The organism is Streptomyces sp. NPDC028419, assembly GCF_055565515.1.
Window position 1 is genome coordinate 126495 of the sequence record NZ_JBVHUE010000022.1, and the last position, 19432, is coordinate 145926.

18 protein-coding genes and 1 tRNA gene are annotated in these 19432 nt (G+C 74.1%); 10 read left to right on the plus strand and 9 right to left on the minus strand.

Going from position 1 to position 19432, the window contains the following annotated elements:
- The first annotated feature begins 164 nt into the window (after window positions 1-164).
- The 5 genes from ACZ4UB_RS24995 to ACZ4UB_RS25015 all read left to right on the plus strand — a co-directional run bounded on the left by ACZ4UB_RS24995 (window position 165) and on the right by ACZ4UB_RS25015 (window position 5745).
- Entirely contained in the window at window positions 165-632 is a 468-nt protein-coding gene (locus ACZ4UB_RS24995) for an indole-3-glycerol phosphate synthase (RefSeq protein ID WP_468073322.1), read from the plus strand.
- 48 nt (window positions 633-680) lie between these two features.
- Window positions 681-2075, plus strand: coding sequence for a UDP-N-acetylmuramate--L-alanine ligase (gene murC, locus ACZ4UB_RS25000; protein ID WP_468073324.1), 1395 nt, complete (start codon window positions 681-683; stop codon window positions 2073-2075).
- A 15-nt stretch (window positions 2076-2090) separates the two neighbouring features.
- Entirely contained in the window at window positions 2091-2498 is a 408-nt protein-coding gene (msrB, locus tag ACZ4UB_RS25005) for a peptide-methionine (R)-S-oxide reductase MsrB (RefSeq protein ID WP_385775960.1), read from the plus strand.
- Between the two features lie 257 nt (window positions 2499-2755).
- Window positions 2756-4819 carry a phosphocholine-specific phospholipase C gene (locus tag ACZ4UB_RS25010; RefSeq protein ID WP_468073327.1) on the plus strand — a complete coding sequence of 688 codons (2064 nt, stop codon included), beginning with the start codon at window positions 2756-2758 and terminating at the stop codon, window positions 4817-4819.
- A gap of 170 nt (window positions 4820-4989) precedes the next feature.
- On the plus strand, window positions 4990-5745 hold the full coding sequence (locus ACZ4UB_RS25015; protein ID WP_354379200.1) for an alpha/beta fold hydrolase: 756 nt from the start codon (window positions 4990-4992) through the stop codon (window positions 5743-5745).
- A gap of 16 nt (window positions 5746-5761) precedes the next feature.
- Here the strand turns inward: ACZ4UB_RS25015 and ACZ4UB_RS25020 are convergent, their stop codons facing one another.
- The 5 genes from ACZ4UB_RS25020 to ACZ4UB_RS25040 form a co-directional block, all read right to left on the minus strand.
- Complete coding sequence (locus ACZ4UB_RS25020) at window positions 5762-6349, minus strand: TIGR00645 family protein (protein ID WP_468073329.1); 588 nt, start codon at window positions 6347-6349, stop codon at window positions 5762-5764.
- A gap of 112 nt (window positions 6350-6461) precedes the next feature.
- Window positions 6462-7577: an alpha/beta hydrolase gene (locus ACZ4UB_RS25025; protein WP_468073331.1), complete on the minus strand. Its 1116-nt coding sequence runs from the start codon at window positions 7575-7577 to the stop codon at window positions 6462-6464.
- 19 nt (window positions 7578-7596) lie between these two features.
- Window positions 7597-8280 (minus strand): response regulator, encoded by a 684-nt coding sequence (locus ACZ4UB_RS25030; RefSeq protein ID WP_468073333.1) that lies wholly within the window; start codon window positions 8278-8280, stop codon window positions 7597-7599.
- Entirely contained in the window at window positions 8270-9466 is a 1197-nt protein-coding gene (locus ACZ4UB_RS25035) for a sensor histidine kinase (RefSeq protein ID WP_468073335.1), read from the minus strand. Before ACZ4UB_RS25035 ends, ACZ4UB_RS25030 begins: the two co-directional genes overlap by 11 nt.
- 78 nt (window positions 9467-9544) lie before the next feature.
- A tRNA-His gene (locus tag ACZ4UB_RS25040) sits at window positions 9545-9617 on the minus strand.
- 151 nt (window positions 9618-9768) lie between these two features.
- Here ACZ4UB_RS25040 and ACZ4UB_RS25045 point away from each other — a divergent pair.
- The gene (locus tag ACZ4UB_RS25045; protein ID WP_468073337.1) at window positions 9769-10920 is read left to right on the plus strand and encodes a M24 family metallopeptidase; all 1152 of its coding nucleotides are present in this window, start codon (window positions 9769-9771) and stop codon (window positions 10918-10920) included.
- Window positions 10921-10956: 36 nt separating this feature from the next.
- Here ACZ4UB_RS25045 and ACZ4UB_RS25050 read toward each other — a convergent pair whose 3' ends face one another.
- Both ACZ4UB_RS25050 and treZ read right to left on the minus strand, forming a co-directional pair.
- On the minus strand, window positions 10957-11592 hold the full coding sequence (locus ACZ4UB_RS25050) for a VOC family protein (protein ID WP_468073339.1): 636 nt from the start codon (window positions 11590-11592) through the stop codon (window positions 10957-10959).
- 135 nt (window positions 11593-11727) lie between these two features.
- Window positions 11728-13500: a malto-oligosyltrehalose trehalohydrolase gene (gene treZ / locus ACZ4UB_RS25055; protein ID WP_468073341.1), complete on the minus strand. Its 1773-nt coding sequence runs from the start codon at window positions 13498-13500 to the stop codon at window positions 11728-11730.
- A 127-nt stretch (window positions 13501-13627) separates the two neighbouring features.
- Here treZ and ACZ4UB_RS25060 point away from each other — a divergent pair, with 127 nt between their 5' ends.
- The 3 genes from ACZ4UB_RS25060 to ACZ4UB_RS25070 all read left to right on the plus strand — a co-directional run bounded on the left by ACZ4UB_RS25060 (window position 13628) and on the right by ACZ4UB_RS25070 (window position 15493).
- On the plus strand, window positions 13628-14203 hold the full coding sequence (locus ACZ4UB_RS25060) for an FHA domain-containing protein (RefSeq protein ID WP_468073343.1): 576 nt from the start codon (window positions 13628-13630) through the stop codon (window positions 14201-14203).
- 174 nt (window positions 14204-14377) lie between these two features.
- The gene (locus ACZ4UB_RS25065; RefSeq protein WP_468073345.1) at window positions 14378-14899 is read left to right on the plus strand and encodes a DUF1203 domain-containing protein; all 522 of its coding nucleotides are present in this window, start codon (window positions 14378-14380) and stop codon (window positions 14897-14899) included.
- Between the two features lie 57 nt (window positions 14900-14956).
- A complete protein-coding gene (locus ACZ4UB_RS25070) occupies window positions 14957-15493 on the plus strand; it encodes a GNAT family N-acetyltransferase (protein WP_468073347.1) in 537 nt (178 codons plus the stop codon).
- Here the strand turns inward: ACZ4UB_RS25070 and ACZ4UB_RS25075 are convergent.
- Together ACZ4UB_RS25075 and lpdA are read right to left on the minus strand one after the other, a co-directional pair.
- Entirely contained in the window at window positions 15477-16886 is a 1410-nt protein-coding gene (locus ACZ4UB_RS25075) for a M14 family zinc carboxypeptidase (RefSeq protein ID WP_468073349.1), read from the minus strand. The genes ACZ4UB_RS25070 and ACZ4UB_RS25075 overlap by 17 nt on opposite strands.
- Window positions 16887-16993: 107 nt before the next feature.
- A complete protein-coding gene (gene lpdA / locus ACZ4UB_RS25080; RefSeq protein ID WP_468073351.1) occupies window positions 16994-18421 on the minus strand; it encodes a dihydrolipoyl dehydrogenase in 1428 nt (475 codons plus the stop codon).
- A gap of 92 nt (window positions 18422-18513) precedes the next feature.
- Between lpdA and ACZ4UB_RS25085 the strand changes: the two genes are divergently transcribed.
- Entirely contained in the window at window positions 18514-19389 is an 876-nt protein-coding gene (locus ACZ4UB_RS25085) for a LysR family transcriptional regulator (protein WP_468073353.1), read from the plus strand.
- Window positions 19390-19432 lie beyond the last annotated feature (43 nt).

Here is a 19432-nt window from a genome sequence, read left to right on the forward strand (position 1 = left end):
GAGGGCGGGGGGGGGTGAAGAGCCCGATGCTTTTTTTTTTTTTTTTGTGTTGGGGTGGTGGTTTTTGTGGGGGGGGGGGGGGGGGGGGGGGGGGGTGCTTTTCCCTCCCCCCCCCCCCCCCCCCCCCCCCCCCCCCCCCGCGGCCCACGAAGGAGAGGGCGTCCGTGTTCACGAGCGTTTTGATGATCGAGCAGCCTCTGACATCCGTAGACGTGGACTTCGTCACCACCCTGCACGGAGACGACCCGGTCTCCTTCTTCGTCCTCATGCAGCCCCGGGGCGACCAGGACCGGCTGCTGCGCGCCATCGACGATGTCGCGCTCGGCGAGCTGCCCGAGGCGCTGCACGAGGGGGACGAACCCGAGGGCGACGCCGCCCGCGGCCCCGCCGAGCAGGCGTTGTCCCTGTCCTTGGCGGCCCTGCGGGCCAAGGGAGCCAAGGCCGTCGGGCAGGTCATCGATGACCACCCGCTCGACAAGCTGAAGGCCGTCGTGGCGGAGACGGGCGCCGACGAGGTGATCGTTCTGACCGCCCCGCACTTCGTGGAGGAGTTCTTCCACCGGGACTGGGCCTCGCGGGCTCGGCACAAGGTCGGGGTTCCGGTGCTCAAACTCTTCGCCCACAACGAATAGGCTGGGCGCCACGCACACCGTCACGTTTGACCATCAGGAGCGACCTGTATGACGCCCGGCCTGCCGACCGCCATGGAACGGCCCCACTTCATCGGCATCGGCGGCGCCGGCATGTCCGGCATCGCGAAGATCCTCGCGCAGCGCGGCGCGCGGGTCGCCGGTAGCGACGCCCGTGACTCCGAGACCGCCGCCGCACTGCGCGCCCACGGCGCCACCGTCCACATCGGGCACGCCGCCGGCCACCTCGCCGACGACGCCACCTGCGTGGTCGTCTCCAGCGCCATCCGCGCCGACAACCCGGAGCTGGCCCGCGCGGCCGAGCTCGGCGTCCCCGTGGTGCACCGCTCCGACGCGCTCGCCGCGCTCATGGACGGCCTGCGCCCGATCGCGGTGGCCGGTACGCACGGCAAGACCACCACCACCTCCATGCTGGCGGTCTCCCTCTCGGCCCTGGGCCTGGACCCCTCCTACGCCATCGGCGGCGACCTGGACGCCCCCGGCTCCAACGCCCACCACGGCGAGGGCGACATCTTCGTCGCCGAGGCGGACGAGAGCGACCGCAGCTTCCACAAGTACGCGCCCCAGGTCGCCATCGTCCTCAACAGCGAGCTGGACCACCACGCGAACTACGCCTCGATGGAGGAGATCCACGACTCCTTCGAGACCTTCGTGGGCAAGATCCTCCCCGGTGGCACCCTGGTCGTCTCCGCCGACCAGGAAGGCGCGGTCGAGCTGACCCGCCGGGTCCGCGACCTGTCCTCGGTCAACGTCGTCACCTACGGCGAGACCGAGACGGCCGACGTCCGCGTCCTGAAGATCACCCCGCGCGGTCTGGCGGGCGAGGTCACCGTCCTCATCGGCGGCAAGCTGCTCACCTTCACGGTCTCGGTGCCCGGCCGCCACTACGCGCTCAACGCCGTCGCCGCCCTCGCCGCGGGCGTGGCCCTCGGCATCCCCGCGCACAACCTGGCCTCCGCGCTCGGCAAGTACACCGGCGTCAAGCGCCGCCTCCAGCTCAAGGGCGAGGCGGCGGGCGTGCAGGTCATCGACTCCTACGCGCACCACCCCACCGAGATGACCGCCGACCTGGAGGCCATCCGCGGCGCCGCCGGGGACGCCCGGATCCTGGTCGTCTTCCAGCCGCACCTCTTCTCCCGCACCCAGGAACTGGGCAAGGAGATGGGCCAGGCCCTCGCGCTGGCCGACGCCTCCGTGGTCCTCGACATCTACCCGGCCCGCGAGGACCCGGTCCCCGGTGTCACCAGCGAGATCATCATCGCCGCGGCGCGCGCCGCGGGCGCCGACGTCAGCGCCGAGCACGACAAGGACGCCGTCGCGGAGGTCATCGCGGGAATGGCGAAGCCCGGCGACCTCGTTCTCACCATGGGGGCGGGTGACGTGACCGATCTGGGTCCGGTCATCCTGGCCCGGCTGGCGAACTGAAACGGGAGAGGCGCGATGGCGTACGAGATCGAGAAGCCCGACGAGCAGTGGCAGGCGGAGCTGACGCCGTCGGAGTACCAGGTGCTGCGCCTGGCGGGCACCGAGCCCGCCTTCCGCGGTGAGTACACGGACACCACCACGGCCGGCGTCTACTCCTGCCGCGCCTGCGGCTCCGAGCTGTTCCGGTCCACGGAGAAGTTCGAGTCGCACTGCGGCTGGCCGTCCTTCTTCGACCCGAAGGACTCCGAGGCGGTCGAGCTGATCGCCGACACCTCGCACGGCATGGTCCGCACCGAGGTCCGCTGCGCGAAGTGCGGTTCCCACCTGGGCCACGTGTTCGAGGGCGAGGGCTACCCCACCCCGACCGACCAGCGCTACTGCATCAACTCCATCTCCCTGCGCCTGGCCCCCGAAGAGGGCTGAGGCCGCCGCACGTCCCGCGCCGGGGCCCGCTGTCATCGGACGGCGGGCCCCGGCGTCGTCGTACGCGGGGCCGGGGAAGGGTGCGGGGTGAAGGGAGGGTGGGGGCGGGGAGAAGACGGGGGACGAGGTCTTCCGTTCTCCGGGTGGACGTCGGAGGGTCACGCAAGCAACTCCGGTTGGTACGCCGGACGCGTTGTCCTTGGGGCGCCCCTCGACGTCCCGCACCACCCCTCCTCACCCCCAGAGGTCCTCACACCATGGCAGAACTCGATCGTCGCCGGTTCCTCCAGATCGCGGGCGGCACCGCCGCCGCCACGCTCCTCTCGGAGAGCATCGCCCGCGCCGCCGCCATCCCCGCGCAGGGCTCCACCGGCACCATCCAGGACATCGAGCACGTCGTCGTACTGATGCAGGAGAACCGTTCCTTCGATCAGTACTTCGGGACGATGAAGGGCGTCCGGGGCTTCGGCGACCCGCGCCCGGTCCTCCAGGACAACGGCAAGTCCGTCTTCTACCAGTCCAACGGCACCAAGGACGTCCTGCCGTTCCACCCGACGGTGGGCGACCTGGGCATGCAGTTCGTCGAGGGGCTCAACCACGACTGGGCCGGCGGCCACCAGGCCTACAACAACGGCAAGTACGACAAGTGGGTCCCGGCCAAGACCACGACCACCATGTCGTACATGAACCGGAACGACATCCCGTTCCACTACGCCCTCGCCGACGCCTTCACCGTCTGCGACGCCTACCACTGTTCCTTCATCGGGGCGACCGACCCCAACCGCTACTACCTCTTCTCCGGCCACACCGGCAACGACGGCACCGGCGGCGGCCCGGTCCTCGGCAACCAGGAGGCGGGCTACGGCTGGAAGACCTACCCCGAGCGGCTGGAGGCGGCCGGGGTCTCCTGGAAGGTCTACCAGGACGTCGGCGACGGGCTGAACGCGGCCGGGTCCTGGGGCTGGATCGGCGACGCCTTCCGCGGCAACTACGGCGACAACTCGCTGCTCTACTTCAACTCCTACCGCAACGCCCAGCCCGGCGACCCCCTGTACGAGAAGGCCCGCACCGGTACGAACGCCAAGGCGGGCGAGGGCTACTTCGACCGGCTGCGCGCCGACGTGGCCAACGGCACCCTGCCGAAGGTCTCCTGGATCGCGGCCCCCGAGGCCTTCAGCGAGCACCCGAACTGGCCCACCAACTTCGGCGCCTGGTACATCTCCCAGGTCCTCGACGCGCTGACCTCGAACCCGGCCGTGTGGGCGAAGACCGCCCTCTTCATCACCTACGACGAGAACGACGGCTTCTTCGACCACGTCGTGCCGCCGTACCCGCCCGCCTCCTCGGCCTGGGGCCTGTCCACCGCCGACGTCACCAAGGACCTCTACACCGGAGGCGTCGCCGGCTACGCGGCCGGCCCCTACGGGCTCGGCCCGCGCGTGCCGATGATCGTGGTCTCGCCCTGGAGCAAGGGCGGCTACGTCTGCTCCGAGACCTTCGACCACACCTCGGTGATCCGCTTCATGGAGAAGCGCTTCGGCGTCCAGGAGCCCAACATCTCGCCCTGGCGCCGCGCCGTCTGCGGTGACCTGACCGCGGCCTTCGACTTCACCCGGGCCGACGCCACCCCCGCCGCGCTGCCCTCGACCGCGGGCTACGTTCCCAAGGACCACAACGCGCACGCGTCCTACCACCCGGTCCCCCCGACCACCGGCTCCCTGCCGGTGCAGGAGGCGGGCTCCAAGCCCACCCGCGCGCTCGGCTACGCGCCGTACGTGGACGGCGCGGCCACCGTCTCCACCGGCAAGTTCACCCTCACCTTCGCCAGCGGCCCGAGGCTCGGCGGGCACTTCCACAGCACCTCGGGCAACCGTACGGACGGCCCCTGGCCCTACACGGTCGAGGCGGGCAAGACCCTCTCCGACACCTGGAGCACCAGCAGCTCCACCGGCAACCAGATCAACCTCAGCGTCTGGGGCCCCAACGGCTTCCTCGCCACCTTCAAGGGCCCGGCGAAGAAGGCCGGCCCGGAGGTGCGGGCCCGGCACGTCACGGCCTCCGGCAACCTGGACCTGTCCATGACCAACGCGGGCACGGCCGCCGTGAACCTCACGGTGACCAACGCCTACGGCGGCGCCGCCCAGACCTTCAAGGTGTCGCCCGGGGCCACGGTGGCCTACACCGTCAACCTCCAGGCCACGGGCCGCTGGTACGACGTGAAGGTGGTCTCGGACGCGGACGCCACCTTCCTGCGCCGCTTCGCGGGCCACGTGGAGACGGGCGCCCCGGGCGTCTCCGACCCGGCGCTCAGGACCGCCTGACCCGGCCTGCCTCCGGGACCCGCGGCCGCCGCCGCTCCAGCACCGCGAGGTCGCCGGGGCGGCGGCGGCCGCGGGATGTCGGCGGCGCGGTGTGATCGTGGGCCCGCTGGGCAGAACGTACGGCGTCGGTTCGCGCCACCCCCACCGGCTCCGTCACCGAGGGAGAACACATGGCCATCGCCCACCGCAGGATCGGCACCGGGCCCGTCCGCGTCGTCGTGCTGCACGACTGGTTCGGGACCTCCGCGCACTGGGGATCCGTACTCGACCACCTCGACCCCGCGCGGTTCTCGTACGTCTTCCCCGACTACCGGGGCTACGGCGAGCGCAAGGAGGTCGCCGGCCGCTACACGGTCCCGGAGATCGCGGACGACGTGCTCGCCCTCGCCGACGAACTGGGCTGGGACACCTTCTCGTTGATCGGGCACTCCATGGGGGCCAAAGCCGCCCAGCAGGTACTGGCCCGGGCCCCGCAGCGGGTCGAGAAGCTGATCGGGGTGGCCCCGGTGCCCGCCGGGCCCTACACGATGGACGACGGGACCCACGCGCTCTTCCGGGGCGCCGCAGCGGACCCGGAGAACCGGCGCACCATCCTCGACCTGGTCACCGGCAACCGGGCCAGCCGGCACTGGCTCGACGGGATGGTCCGGCACTCCCTGGAGGTCTCCCGCCCCGAAGCCTTCGCCGCCTACTTCGAGAGCTGGCAGCCCCTGGACCTGTCCGCGGCGGTCAAGGGGAACACGGTCCCGGTACTGGCCCTCGTCGGCGCCTACGACCTCGCGCTCACCGCCGACCTGGTGCGCTCCACCTGGCAGGCCCTCTACCCGCACTGCCGCGTGCACGTCCTCCCCGGCACCGGCCACTACCCCACCCACGAGACCCCGGTCGCCTTCGTGACGGAGGTCGAGGCGTTCCTGGGGACGTGAGCGCGCTCGGCGCGCCTCAGTGTGCCTCGGCGGGCTTGGGCAGCAGGCGGTCGATCATGGCCAGCGCGATGGCGGACACGATGAACGCGAAGTGCACGATCACCTGCCACATCGTCTGCTGCCACACCCAGCCCTCGCGGGAGATCTCGATGAAGGCCTTCAGGAGGTGGATGGAGGAGATGCCGATGATGGCCGTGGCCAACTTGACCTTCAGCACGTTGGCGTTGACGTGGCTGAGCCACTCCGGTTCGTCCGGGTGGTCCTTGAGGTCCACCCGGGCCACGAAGGTCTCGTAGCCGCCGACGATCACCATGAGCAGCAGGTTCGCGACCATCACCACGTCGACCAGGCCCAGCACGATCAGCATCGTGCCCGTCTCGTCCAGGCTGCCCAGCCGCGCGAGGAGGTGGGCGAGGTCCTTGAGGAAGACCCAGACGTACACCACCTGGGCCACGATGAGACCGAGGTACAGCGGGAGCTGGAGCCAGCGGCTGAGGAACATCAGCGCACCGATGCGGTGCCCGGCCGTCGGCGGCCGCGGTGCGGCGGGCGGGGCGGCAGGCGGTGCGGCGGCTCGGGTCGGGGCGGGCGGAGCGGTGGTCATGCCGCCACCCTGCCCCGCGCCGCCCGCGGACGTCCTCGTCCGGAGGTACGGGAGCGGCGCCCCGGCATCCATCGATCGGACGGTTCGCGCCCCGGCCCCGCGCCCGGCGCCTTCAGTCCACCCGCAGCCGTCCCACCAGCCACTCCAGCGCCGGGGGCAGCTCCCGGCCCCAGGTCTCGTAGTTGTGCCCGCCGCTGTCCAGCACGATCGAGGACACCCGGGCGGGCGGTCGCACCGCCGCGATGAACTCCAGGGTCTGCGGATACTGCTTCTCGCCCTTGCGGCTGCTCGCCACCAGCAGGGAGACCGGCGGCTGCGGCAGCGCCCGCAGCCGCCACAGCAGGTCGCTCTCCCGCCGCCGCACCGGGTCCCCGCCGAAGAGCTCGCCCGTCTCCTCGTCCCGCTCCGCCGCGTAGGACGCCGAGAGCCCGGCCGCCGCCCGGTAGGACTCCGGCGCCCGCAGGGCCAGCTTCAGCGCGCAGTACCCGCCCACCGAATTGCCCATCACGCCCCACCCCCGCGGGTCCCGGGTCAGCCCGTAGTGCCCGGCGACCGCCGCGGGCAGGTCCCGCGCGAAGAACGTCTCCACCTGCGGTCCGCCCGGCACGTCCACGCACTCGGTGTCCCGCGGCGGCGCCACCGTCGGGGTCATCATCACCAACACCGCGGGCCGCATCGCCCCCGACCGCACCGCGTCCAGGGCCAGCCGCGGGTAGTGGAACAGGTCGATCAGCACCCGTGTCGTGCTCGGGTACCCGCTCAGCGCCAGCACCACCGGGAACCGGGCGCGCTGCTCCGCGCTCGCCCGCAGGAACTCCGGCGGCAGGTGGACGTACGCCTGCCCGTTCAGCCCGCTGCGGGCCCCGCGCACCGTCACCGCCTCGATCCGCCCGATCACCGCCGGATCGTCCGAGCCCAGGTACCGCCAGGAGTGGGTGCCCTGGACCCGCACGGCGTCCGCGCCCGGGTCCCCGCTCACCACCGGCTCGTCGCGGGACAGGGCCAGTATGTCGTGCCAGGAGGAGTAGAAGCCGTACGCGCCGTTCACCGCGAGCAGCAGCGGCAGCCCCATGGCCAGGGCGAGCACCAACTGGAGCCCGATCCGGCCGAGCACCGGTCTCGCACCGGGGGCGGCCAGCCGGGGCCAGGCCCACCACACCACCGCCGTGAACACCGCGCCCGCCAGGATCAGCGCGCAGATCAGCGCGGGAAGGCCGTTGATCGCCATCGATGAGCCGCCCCGCCGCTCAGCCGACCGGTCCGCGGGAGGTGACCGCGCCCGTTTCCCACGCCCAGGCGGCGATCTCGACCCGGTTGCGCAGGCCCAGCTTGGCCTGCACCGACACCAGGTGGGTCTTGACCGTCGACAGCGAGATGTACAGCTCGTCGGCGATCTCCTGGTTGGTCAGCCCGCGCGCCACCAGCCGTACGACGTCCAGCTCGCGCCCCGACACCGGCGGGACGGCCGCCCGCGCGCCGGGGTCCCCGGCCGCCGGCGCCTCGCCGAGCCGCTCCAGCAGCCGCACCGTGACCGCGGGGGAGACCAGCGCGTCCCCCCGGGCCGCCGCCCGGACCGCCTCCACCAGCAGCGCGGGTCCCGCGTCCTTGAGCAGGAAGCCGCTGGCCCCGCCGCGCAGCGCCCCGTACACGTAGTCGTCCTGGTCGAAGGTGGTCACGATCACCACCCGCAGCGGATCGGCGACCCCCGGGCCCGCGAGCGCCCGGGTCACCTCCAGGCCGTCGAGCCGGGGCATCCGTACGTCGACCAGGCACACGTCCGGCCGCAGCCGCCGGGCCAGCTCCACGCACTCGGCGCCGTCGGACGCCTCGCCGACCACCTCGATGCCCGGCTGGGCGCCCAGGATCAGGGCGAAGCCGGTGCGGACCATCTCCTGGTCGTCGGCGATCAGTACGCGGATGTCACGGCTCATGGCGTTGATCTTGCCAGGCGAGCACCGGGAAGGCACCGGTGACCTGCCACCCGCCGCCCGGCAGCGGCCCCGCCGCCAGCCGCCCGTCCACCGCCTCGACCCGTTCGCGCAGGCCGATCAGGCCCAGACCGCCCCGGCCGCCGGGCGGGACGTGCCCGCGCCGCTCCCCGCGGTCGTTGACCACCTCGACGCGGAGCCGTGCTCCGTCGGCGGTCAGGTCCACCCGGGTGGCGCGCGCCCCGGGCGCGTGCCGGGTCACGTTCGTCAGCGCCTCTTGGACCAGGCGGTGCACGGAGGTCTCCACCTCCGGCGCCAGCCGCACCCCGCGCACCTCCCGCGCCAGGGTCAGTACCGCGCCGGGCCGGTCCGCGACCAGCCGGCCCAGCTCCGCGAAGAGGTCCTGCGGGCGCAGCACGCCCGTGTCCTGCTCGCGCAGCACCCGCACCAGCCGGCGCATCGAGGCCAGCGTCTCGGAGCCCGCCCGTTCGATCGAGCGCAGCAGCGGATCGAGCCGTTCGGGCGCCGTCTCCCGGATCGCCTGGGCGGCCTGCGCCTGGACCACGATGCCGGTCACGTGGTGGGCCACGAAGTCGTGCAGGTCACGGGCGAGTTCATGGCGTTCGTGCTCGCGCACGGCGGCGATGGCCCGGGCCCGGCGCGCGTCCAACAGCCGCAGGTAGCCGCCGAGGCCGGCGGCGGCCGCGGCCACCAGGGTCAGCGCGAAGGCGGCGGTCTCCGCGTCCTCGTCGCTCGGCATCCGCAGCGGGGCTCCGGCGGCGGCCACCCACAGCAGCAGGCACAGCGGCACCACCCGACGGGAGGCGGTGGACCGGGCGGCGCGGACCAGCAGGCTCAGCAGCGCGGCCGATTCCAGCAGCCCCCACCCCCCGCCGGTGCCCCGGTCGGGCACGAGCATCGCGGCCGTGGCCACGAGCGAGAGGACGGAGGCGACCAGGGCGCACCGCTCCAGGGCGAGCGCGCGGTGGCGTCCGGGCAGCAGGGCGAGCACGCCGACCACGGCCGAGGTGGTGAGGACGGTCTCGGCGTGCGGGTCGACGACGGTGGCCCGGTCCACGGCCCACAGGGCCGCCGCTCCGACGGCCCCACCGAGGACCCCGACCGCGGCGCCGCCGCGCAGGGCGCCGCGCGCGCCGGCGACGGCCCTGGTGAATCGTTCTTGCCGCATCGCTGTCCCGGCCGGTGTGCGGATGTGGAAAAGCCCGTGGGGGGTACGAGGAAAACCTCGTACCCCCCACGGGATCAGGGTGAGTGACGGGACTTGAACCCGCGGCCACCTGGACCACAACCAGGTGCTCTACCAACTGAGCTACACCCACCACGAAGGGCGGCGGACCGCCCGTTCGATGTGCAAGCACAGCATAGCCGATCAGGGAGGTGGTCCCGCGACACCGTTTCCGGGGGCCCGCCGACCCGGTTCCACCGGCGCGGCCGTCGCGCGCACCGCACCTCTCACGGCAGGATCGGCCCATGGCCTTCGACACCGCACCCGGTACCGCGTCCGACACCGCCCCCGACCCCTTCACCGCCGCGGACTACGCGGCCCGGATGGCCGCGGCCGCGCAGAGCGCCGCCGACGCCGGGCTCGCCGGTCTGCTCATCGCCCCCGGCCCCGACCTCACCCATCTCACCGGCTACCGGCCCGTGGACACCGAGCGGCTGACCCTGCTCGTCCTGGCCGCGGGGCAGGACCCGGTGCTCGTCGTCCCCACCCTGGAAGCCCCCGACGCGGCCGCGGCGGCCGGCGCTCCCGCGCTCACCCTGCGCGACTGGACCGACGGCAAGAACCCCTACGGCGTCACCGCCCCGCTGCTCGACGTCACCGGTCGCTTCGGGGTCAGCGACAACACCTGGGCGCTCCACCTGCTCGGACTCCAGCGGGAGTTGCCCACGACCTCCTACGTCTCCCTCACCGACGCGCTGCCCATGCTGCGCGCCGTCAAGGACGAGCGCGAGCTGGCCCGGCTGGCGGCGGCGGGCGCCGCCGCCGACGCCGCCTACGCCCGGATCCTCGGAGTCCGCTTCGCCGGGCGCGCGGAGACCGAGGTCGCCGCGGACCTGGCCGCGCTGCTGCGCGAGTACGGGCACTCCCAGGTGGACTTCACCGTGGTCGGCTCCGGACCCAACGGCGCCAACCCGCACCACGAGGCGGGCCCGCGGGTGATCGAACACGGCGACATGGTGGTGCTCGACTTCGGCGGCCTCAAGCACGGCTACGGCTCCGACATCTCCCGCACCGTGCACGTCGGCGAGCCGACGGCCGAGGAGCAGCGCGTGCACGACATCGTCCGGGAGGCCCAGCGGACCGCCGTCGAGGCGGTCCGCCCCGGCATCGCCTGCCAGGACGTGGACCGGGCGGCCCGCGCGGTGATCACCGAGTTCGGCTACGGCGAGCGGTTCATCCACCGCACCGGCCACGGCATCGGCGTCACCACGCACGAACCGCCCTACATGATCGAGGGCGAGGAGCGGCCCCTCGTCCCCGGCATGTGCTTCTCCGTCGAGCCCGGCATATACCTCCCGGGCCGCTTCGGCGTCCGGATCGAGGACATCGTGACGGTCACCGAGGACGGCGGGCGCAGCTTCAACAACGCCCCGCACGAACTCGCCGTCGTCGAGTAACGCCGACGATTCGGGGGCGTCGCCGGCCCGGCCCGGTCAGATCGTGACCGGGCCGTGGGCGGTGGCGAACTCGACGGAGACCAGGCCCGCTTCCTCGTCCTCGACCCAGGTGACGTCGATCTGGTCGAGGGGGTGGTCGGCCGGCTCGCCGAGGAATTCGGCGATGGAGGCGGCGTCGCCGGCGAGGGAGACCCCGTGGATGCTGCTGGAGGTGCGCGGGTCGGCGCTCGGGCGCTCCTCGATCGGGGCCAACCACTGGAGGAAGTACGGCAGTTGCGGGTCCTCCATCAGCTCCAGCAGGCCGATCTGCTTCCACCGCAGGTCGAACCCGTCGGGGCGGACGCGGTGGCCCTCGGTCGAGGTCCGGCCGAGGCGGGCCTCGACCGGGGTGATGTCGTCGACGGAGACCACCCAACCGAGCCAGCCGCCGCCCTCGGCGGCGCGGCGCGCGACGGCCTGGCCGAAGGGCGCGCGGTCGGCGGCGGGGTGGTCGAGCGTGGTGACGACCTCGACGTAGGTGCCGCCGCTCAGCGGGAGGATGAAGTTGCGTGTACCGAATCGCGGGTGCACGCCCCCGTCGACGAAGCCGGCGCCGAGGGCCGATCCGATCCACTGAACGGTCGAGACGAAGCTGTCGCGGGCCACCGCATAGGACACGTGATCAAGTCGCACCGCGCCATCATCACCCGACTCCCCGTACACATCCCGACGCCACGCCCGACGCCCCGGCCGCGTCCGCCACGGATTCGGCCGGTGGTGCGGCCGGGGAGCGGATCGATCCCCGTCATCCCGGCGGGGAAGCCCCGCTCACGGGCCGAGGACCGCCGCCGATTCGCCCGCGAGGTGGAGCCGGCCGTCCGGCCCCGGGTGGTCCAGCGGCTCCCAGGAGGCCAACACCCGTACGCCGTTGCGGCCCAGCGCGATCGTCACCGGCTCGGCGGACAGGTTGACCGCGACCCGGACGTCCCCCCGCCGGAAGGTCACCCAGCGGCGCTCCTCGTCGCAGGCCACCCGGACCGCCGCGAGATCGGGATCCCGCAGGTCGGGCAGGGTCCGGCGGAGCGCGATCAGCGTCCGGTACCACTCCAGCAGCCGGGCGTGCGCGGCCGCCTCCGGCTCGGCCCAGTCCAGGCAGGACCGCTCCCGGGTCGCCGGATCCTGCGGATCCGGGATCTCCTCGGCCTTCCAGCCGTGCGCCGCGAACTCCCGGCGGCGGCCGGTGCGCACGGCCTCCGCGAGCGCCGGGTCCGGATGGTCGGTGAAGTACTGCCAAGGGGTCCCCGCCCCCCACTCCTCGCCCATGAACACCATCGGCACGAACGGCCCCGTCAGCGCCAGGGTCGCGGCGCAGGCCAGCAGCCCGGGGGAGAGGGAAGCGGCGAGCCGGTCGCCGAGCGCCCGGTTGCCGACCTGGTCGTGGGTCTGCGTGTACCCGAGGAAGCGGTGCGCGGGGGTGCGGCGCCGGTCCACCGGGCGGCCGTGGGTGCGGCCCCGGAAGGAGGACCAGGTGCCGTCGTGGAAGAAGGCCCGGGTCATGGTCTTGGCCAGCGCGCCGAGCGGGGCGCCGGCGAAGTCGGCGTAGTAGCCCTGGGACTCGCCGGTCAGCGCACAGTGCAGGGCGTGGTGGAAGTCGTCGTTCCACTGCGCGGTGAGGCCGAGGCCGCCGTCCGTGCGCGGGGTCGTCGTCCGCGGATCGCACTGGTCCGATTCGGCGATCAGGAACAGGGGCCGCGCGGTCTCGGCGGCGAACGCGTCGACGGCCGCGGCCAGTTCCTCCAGGAAGGTCAGCGCCCGACCGTCGGCCAGCGCGTGCACGGCGTCCAGCCGCAGCCCGTCGATCCGGTAGTCCCGCAGCCAGCCGAGCGCACTGCCGATCAGGTACGCGCGCACCTCGTCGGAGCCGGGCGCGTCCAGGTTGATCGCCGCGCCCCACGGGGTGTGGTGCGTGTCGGTGAAGTACGGGCCGAAGGCCGGGAGGTGGTTCCCGGAGGGGCCGAGGTGGTTGTGCACCACGTCCAGCACCACCCCGAGCCCGGCGCCGTGCGCCGCCTCCACGAAGCGGGCGAGGCCGGCCGGGCCGCCGTACGGCTCGTGCACGGCCCACGGCGCGACCCCGTCGTAGCCCCAGCCGTGCCGCCCCGGGAAGGAACAGACGGGCATCAGCTCCACGTGCGTGACGCCGAGGGCGCCGAGATGGGGCAGGCGGGCCGCGGCCGCGTCGAAGGTGCCCTCGGGAGTGAAGGTGCCGATGTGCAGCTCGTACAGGACGGCGTCCTGGAGGGAGGTGCGGGGCGCGGGGGCCGGGACCTTCGGGAAGAGCGCCTCGATGTCGACCACGGCCGAGAGCCCGTCCGGGCCGTCGGGCAGGCGCCGCCCGCGCGGATCGGGCCGCACGGGCGGCGCCTGCCCGTCCGGGGCGTCGGCGGGGTCCAGGAGGAACCCGTACCGGTCCCCGTCGGCGGCGGGGGCCGCCACGTACCACCAGCCCGCTCGCTCCGGATCGGGCGCCATGTTCCGCGTGCTGTCGTTCAGCCGCAGACCCACCTGACCTGCCTGTGGTGCCCACACCTCGAACTGCATGGACGGTCCCCTCGTCTCGGGCGGCAACCGGCATTCGTGCCACGACGGCGTCTCGACCCGGCCCATCATCGCGGGCCGGACGCGGGAGTTCTGGACACTTGGTGCACGACGGGCCGACAATCACCCTGTGACGTCCAGTTTCGAGTTCCCCGCCTATCCGGTGCCCCGGGTCTCCGACGCGGAGCGCGAGCGCGCGCTCGGCCGGCTGCGGGACGGTGCGGCGGACGGCAGGCTCTCGCACGACACCTTCGTGCGCCGGATGGAACTCGCGCTGGTCGCACGCCGCGCCGAGGACCTGGCCGTCCTCACGGCCGACCTGGGCACGCGCGGCCCGAGCGGGCTGGAAAGCCCCCTGACGCAGCGTCTGTTCGGTTGGGTCGGCAAGGTCTCGGCGGTGAGCGCCGGCGTGCGGCGCGCCTGGGCCGCGGAGAAGCTGCCGAAGCTCTTGCTCCCGCCGCACGGCGGCCTCGGGCACCCGCTGACCATCGGTCGGGACCCCGGCAGCGGCCTGCGCCTCGTCCACGAGACGGTCTCCCGCCACCACGCCGAGCTCAGCCTGCGGGGCGGCCTGTGGGTGCTGCGCGACCTCGGCTCCACCAACGGCACCACGGTCAACGGCCAACGCGTGACCGGCGCCGCCGTGGTCCGCGCCGGCGACCAGGTCGGCTTCGGCACCATGCAGTACCGCCTGTCGGCGAACTAGGTCGTCCCTTTCGGATCTTGCCGGGCACGCGACGCCCGGCACCGCGCCCGGCCGCACGGCCGATCTTGATGGGCATGGTCTTCCCCTCGTTGACGGGGCGGTCGGTCGCGACCGGTGGGTTACACGTCCGATTCCTGCCAGCCCGCGCCGAGGGCGGGCGCCGAGACTGGGGCCATGACGACGACCTACACGCCCCTGCCCATCCCGCCCGCCGCCCTGAGCGAACTGTGGACCACCGATGACGCCGGGCACCCGACGCGGCCCTTCACCGCCCGCGCGGACGGGGCGCCGCTCGACTGCGTGGGCAGCCCCCTGCGCTGCTGCCTGCGCGGGATCGAAGCCGGCGACCGGGTCGCCCTCGTCTCCTACGCCCCGCTGCGTCGCTGGGCGGCGGCCACCGGGGTCGAGCCCGGGGCCTACGACGAGGTGGGGCCCGTCTTCATCCACGCCGGCCCGTGCGCCGGGCCGGGCGAGGACCAGGGGTACCCCTTCGCGCGCACGGGGGCCCTGCGCACCGTGCGGCGCTACGACGCCGACGGGCACATCGTGGGCGGCCGCCTCTTCGAGGTCCCGGACGACGCCGCGGCCGGCTTCGACCGGGTGCTCGGGGAGGCCTTCGCCGCGCCCGAGGTGGCACTGGTGCACGTACGGGCCCTGGAGTACGGCTGCTTCCAGTTCGAGGTCCGGCGCGCCTAGGCCTGGCACCGTGACCCCGCCCGCGCGGCGCGGCGGGGCGGCCCGCAGGATGGCGGCATGGATTCCATGGACCAACGGCCCGCGGTGCGCCCGGCGCGCCCCGAAGACCTCCCGCGCGTGGTGGAACTCATCCACGAGCACGTCGCCTACGAACGCTCCGCCCCCCGGCCGCCCGACCTGGCCGAGCGGCTCGGCCCGCTGCTCTTCCCCGGGGGCGACGCGCCGGCGCCCCCGCTGTGGGTGCTGATCGCCGAGGACCCGACGGGGCGGACGGTCGGATACGCCGCCTGCTCCCGGGAGTTCGCCTTCTGGGACGCGGCCCACTACCTGCACATGGACTGCCTCTACCTCGCCGAGGGCGCGCGCGGCCACGGCCTGGGCGCGGCCCTGATGGCCGCCGTCGCCGCCCTCGCGGCCGAGCTCGGCCTCGACCAGGTCCAGTGGCAGACCCCCGACTGGAACGAAGGGGCCGTCCGGTTCTACGACCGCCTCGGCGCCGCGGGCACGCCCAAGCGCCGGTACGGCTGGCCCGTCCCGGCCGCCGCGGACACGGCCGCGGACGCGGACCGAGCGGGGTTCACCTCCCGGCGGTAGTGGGGGGACCGGCCGCCAAGAGGCGCTCGTACGTCGCCAGCACGGTGCGGGTCTGGTGCTCGACCTGGGTGGCCACCGGCACCCAGCGCGGCTGGAACCGGGCCGCGAAGGCCTCGCACCAGCCCGTGACCAGCCGCTCCAGCGCGGTCGCCGCCGGGTGCCCGGCCGCGCACAGCACCCGCAGCAGCATGGCGGCGGCCCGCAGCGCGAGGCGGCGGGCGAAGGCGTCGATGCTCCCGATGTAGGCGGCCGTCGCCTCCGGGGGCGCGGAGCCGGCGGACCATTCCGCGGTGATCTGCGGGATCAGCGCGAGCGTCCAGTCCACCGCCCGCAGCAGCGGTCCCGACGCCGGGTCCCCGGCGGGCAGTTGGCCGCGCGCCCCGGCGAGCACCCGGGCGACCTGCTCGGCGTCCGCGGTGAGCCGCCGGGCCAGGGACCGCAGGGCGCGCCGCGGGTCGGGGTGCGGGGCCGGATCGTCCACCAGGTCGCTGGCCCACATGGGGACCTCGACGATCGCGGTCGTCCCGTCGTAGGCGTGGGCGTGGTACCAGGTGCTCAGCCGGGTGTCCTCCGGGTGGAACACCCCGGGGGCGGCGCTGTCCGGCGCGGGCATCACGAAGATCCCGGGGCCGGGGGAGGGCCAGCCCGCCGCGTCCGAGGCGCCGGTCTCCACCGGGATCCGCAGCTCGGCGGCCGACTTGGCGAACGGTTCGGCGAGTCCCGGTATGTCCCGGGTGAGCTGGACCCAGCTGCCGCCGAGGTCCGTCGCGTGCAGGGACACCTGGAGCACCGGGCGCAGCTCGTCGATCAGCGCGGTGAGGGCCAGGGTCTCGGGCGGCAGCCGGTCCGGCGGCAGTAAGGACGGCGCCCACTCGGGCTGTTCGGGGCCGGGCGGGCGGAAGAAGTTGCGGTGGTAGTCCAGGATCGAGTGCGGATGCGGGGTGCGGTGCAGGGCCGCCCCGTCCGGGTCGGCGCAGAGCAGGAAGTGCCAGCCGCACCCGGCGCGCAGGCCCGGGGCGTCCAGGACGCGGCGGGCGAGCGCGAGGGCGGTCGGCCCGCCGACGGGTTCGTTGGCGTGGGCCCCGGCCACGACCAGGACGTTGTGGCGCGGGGCGGCGCCGGGACCGGAGCCGGAGCCCGGACCGGAGTCGGAGCCGGAGCCCGGACCGGAGCCCGGACCGGAGTCGGAGCCGGAGCCCGGACCGGAGCCCGGACCGGAGCCCGGCGCGGTGGCGGGCCGCGTCCCGTCCTCGGCGGGCGACTGGACGGAGAGCAGCCACAGCGGGCGCCCGCCCCGGGAGGTCCCGGTACGACGGAGCCGGACCAGGGAGGGGTGCGCGTCGGCCAGCGCGCGGGCCGCCAGGGCGAGTTCCTGCGGCGTGGGGTAGCACATGTCTCGGAGGAGGGTCACTGTCAAGCTCTGCCCGCCTGACGTGCGCCCCTACCGCACCGGAGGCTCCGGGTTGACACCGGACGACCCACGGTCGCCCCCGCGCCCGGCTACTGCTGGTGCAGGCCGCGCCCGGCCAGGGTCAGGAAGACCTCGCCGACGGCCTCCGAGAGCGTCGGGTGGGCGTGCACGTGCCGGGCCACGTCGGCCGGTTCGGCGTCCCACCCCACGATCAGCTGGCTCTCCGCGATCATCTCCGACACGTGCGGCCCGACCAGGTGCACCCCGAGCACCCGCCCGCCGCGCTCGGCGACCACCTTCACCATCCCGCCCCGCCCGTGCACCATGCCCTTCGCCACGGCCGTCAGCGGCATCGAGTTGACCACCACGTCGTAGGACCGCTCCCGCGCCTGCGCCTCGGTCAGCCCGACCGCGGCGGTCTGCGGGGCCGAGTAGGTCACCCGCGGCACCGCCGCGTAGTCCACCGGCGCCGACGCCACCCCCGCCAGGGTCTCCGCGACCAGCAACCCCTCCGCGAACGAGGCGTGCGCGAGCCCGAGCGACGGGGGCGGCAGCAGGTCGCCGACCACGTGGATGCCCGGGACCGCGGTCTCCAGCCGAGACCAGTCGGCGGGCGCGACGAACCCCCGCTCGTCCACGGCCAGTCCGGCCGCCTCCAGGCCCAACCCGTCCGTCACCGGCACCCGGCCGACCGCGACGAGCAGCCGCTCCGCGGCGATCACGCGCAGCTCGCCGCGGGCGGTGCGCACGGTGGCGCTCACCCCGCTGCCGTCCGGGGCGCGGACCGCCCCCTCCAGCCGGGCCCCCGTCAGCACGTCGATCCCGCGCTTCCGCAGCCCCCGGGCCAGGTGCCGCGACACGTCCACGTCCTCCAGCGGGACGAGCCGGTCGGCCGCTTCGACCAGGGTGACGTCGGCGCCCATCGACCGGTGGAAGGAGGCGTACTCCACCCCGATCGCCCCACCGCCCAGCACCAGCACCGACCCCGGCAGCCCGGGCGCGAAGAGCGCGTCGTCACTGGTCACCACCGTCGTGCCGTCCGGCTCCAGGCCCGGCAGGATCCGCGGCCGCGAGCCGGTGGCGAGCACGATCCCGCGGGTGGCGGTGAACTCCCGGCCGTCCTCGGTGCGCACGGACCGCGGGCCGGTCAGCCGCGCCCCGCAGCGCACCACGGTGACCCCGGCGTGGCTCAGGTGGCCCTCGACGCCCTGGTGGTTGCGGCCGACGATGTCGTCGCGGGTGGCGGTCAGCGCGGACCAGTCCACCGAGTCCAGGGTCGCCTTCACCCCCCACCGCTCGCGGGCCTCGGCGATCCCGTCGACGAGCTCGGCCGCGTGCAGCATCGCCTTGCTGGGGATGCAGCCGCGGTGCAGGCAGGTACCGCCGACCTTGTCCCGCTCGGCGAGGACGACCTTCAGGCCGAGGGCCGCGGCGCGCAGGGCGGTGCCGTACCCGCCGGTGCCGCCGCCGATCACGATCACGTCGGTCACGATCACGTCAGTCACGTCTGTGTTCATGGGCCCAAGCCTGCGCGGCGTGGCCGGGGCGGGTCCAAGGCAATGATCTTGTCGGACCCATGCACGTCCTGCATGACGCATGATGGCTGATCATGAGCCTGCGCCAGATGGAGTACTTCCTCGCCGTCGTGGAGGAGTCCTCCTTCACCCGGGCCGCGGAGGTGCTGTACGTCACCCAGCCCGCCCTGTCCCACCAGGTCAAGGCCTTGGAGCGGTCGCTCGGCGGGGAGCTGCTGGAACGGATGCCGCGGGGCGTGCGGCTCACGGCGATGGGGCGCGCCTTCCTGCCGCACGCCCAACTGGCCGTGCGCAGCGCCCGGCTGGCCGAGCGCGCCGCCCGGGCCGCCGCCGGGGCGAACGGCGGCGAGCTGCACGTCGCCACCCTGCACGCCCTGGCCGTCGGTCTGCTGCCCGGCGTGGTCGCCCGCTGGCGCGCGCTGCATCCCGGGGTGGGGCTGGTGCTGCGCGAGTACGCCTGTACCGACGCCCTGGAGGAGCAGCTGGAGCGCGGCGCCGCCGACCTGGCCGTGGGCCCGGAGCCGAAGGACTGGAGCGGCCCGGTGCTCCCGGCGGGCCGGGAGGAGATCGTCCTGGTCGCCGCCTTCGACGACCCGCTCGCGGGGCGCGCCGCGGTCCGGCTGGCCGAACTCGCCGACCGCGACTGGATCCGGTGCGTCATGGAACCGCGCGTCGAGGGGGAGCTCTTCCTGGACCGGGTGTGCGGCCGGGCGGGGTTCACCCCGCGCAGCGTGCTCCACACGGAACACACCTCCACCGCCGTCCGGATGGCCGCCGCGGGCATCGGCATCGTCGCGGCCCCCGCGCACCTGGTCCGCGGCGCGATCGGCGAGGACTGCGTCCTGCTCCCGGTCGACCCGCCGTGGCACCGCTCCCTGGCGGTCTTCTCCCGCCAGCCCCTCACCGGCGCGGCCCGCTCCTTCGCCACCCTCCTGGGGGACCCGACCTAGCGCAGCCGTGGGCTAAGGTGCGCCGAACCGGGGTGAGGGGGGA

Coding starts and splice junctions, on each gene's coding strand:
- ACZ4UB_RS25015 (WP_354379200.1), top strand. CDS start 4,990: ATGGCCATCGCCCACCGCAGGATCGGCACCGGGCCCGTCCGCGTCGTC.
- ACZ4UB_RS25065 (WP_468073345.1), top strand. CDS start 14,378: ATGACGACGACCTACACGCCCCTGCCCATCCCGCCCGCCGCCCTGAGC.
- ACZ4UB_RS25020 (WP_468073329.1), bottom strand. CDS start 6,349: ATGACCACCGCTCCGCCCGCCCCGACCCGAGCCGCCGCACCGCCTGCC.
- lpdA (WP_468073351.1), bottom strand. CDS start 18,421: ATGAACACAGACGTGACTGACGTGATCGTGACCGACGTGATCGTGATC.
- ACZ4UB_RS25070 (WP_468073347.1), top strand. CDS start 14,957: ATGGATTCCATGGACCAACGGCCCGCGGTGCGCCCGGCGCGCCCCGAA.
- ACZ4UB_RS25035 (WP_468073335.1), bottom strand. CDS start 9,466: ATGCGGCAAGAACGATTCACCAGGGCCGTCGCCGGCGCGCGCGGCGCC.
- ACZ4UB_RS25030 (WP_468073333.1), bottom strand. CDS start 8,280: ATGAGCCGTGACATCCGCGTACTGATCGCCGACGACCAGGAGATGGTC.
- msrB (WP_385775960.1), top strand. CDS start 2,091: ATGGCGTACGAGATCGAGAAGCCCGACGAGCAGTGGCAGGCGGAGCTG.
- ACZ4UB_RS25025 (WP_468073331.1), bottom strand. CDS start 7,577: ATGGCGATCAACGGCCTTCCCGCGCTGATCTGCGCGCTGATCCTGGCG.
- murC (WP_468073324.1), top strand. CDS start 681: ATGACGCCCGGCCTGCCGACCGCCATGGAACGGCCCCACTTCATCGGC.
- treZ (WP_468073341.1), bottom strand. CDS start 13,500: ATGCAGTTCGAGGTGTGGGCACCACAGGCAGGTCAGGTGGGTCTGCGG.
- ACZ4UB_RS25075 (WP_468073349.1), bottom strand. CDS start 16,886: ATGTGCTACCCCACGCCGCAGGAACTCGCCCTGGCGGCCCGCGCGCTG.
- ACZ4UB_RS25010 (WP_468073327.1), top strand. CDS start 2,756: ATGGCAGAACTCGATCGTCGCCGGTTCCTCCAGATCGCGGGCGGCACC.
- ACZ4UB_RS25085 (WP_468073353.1), top strand. CDS start 18,514: ATGAGCCTGCGCCAGATGGAGTACTTCCTCGCCGTCGTGGAGGAGTCC.
- ACZ4UB_RS25045 (WP_468073337.1), top strand. CDS start 9,769: ATGGCCTTCGACACCGCACCCGGTACCGCGTCCGACACCGCCCCCGAC.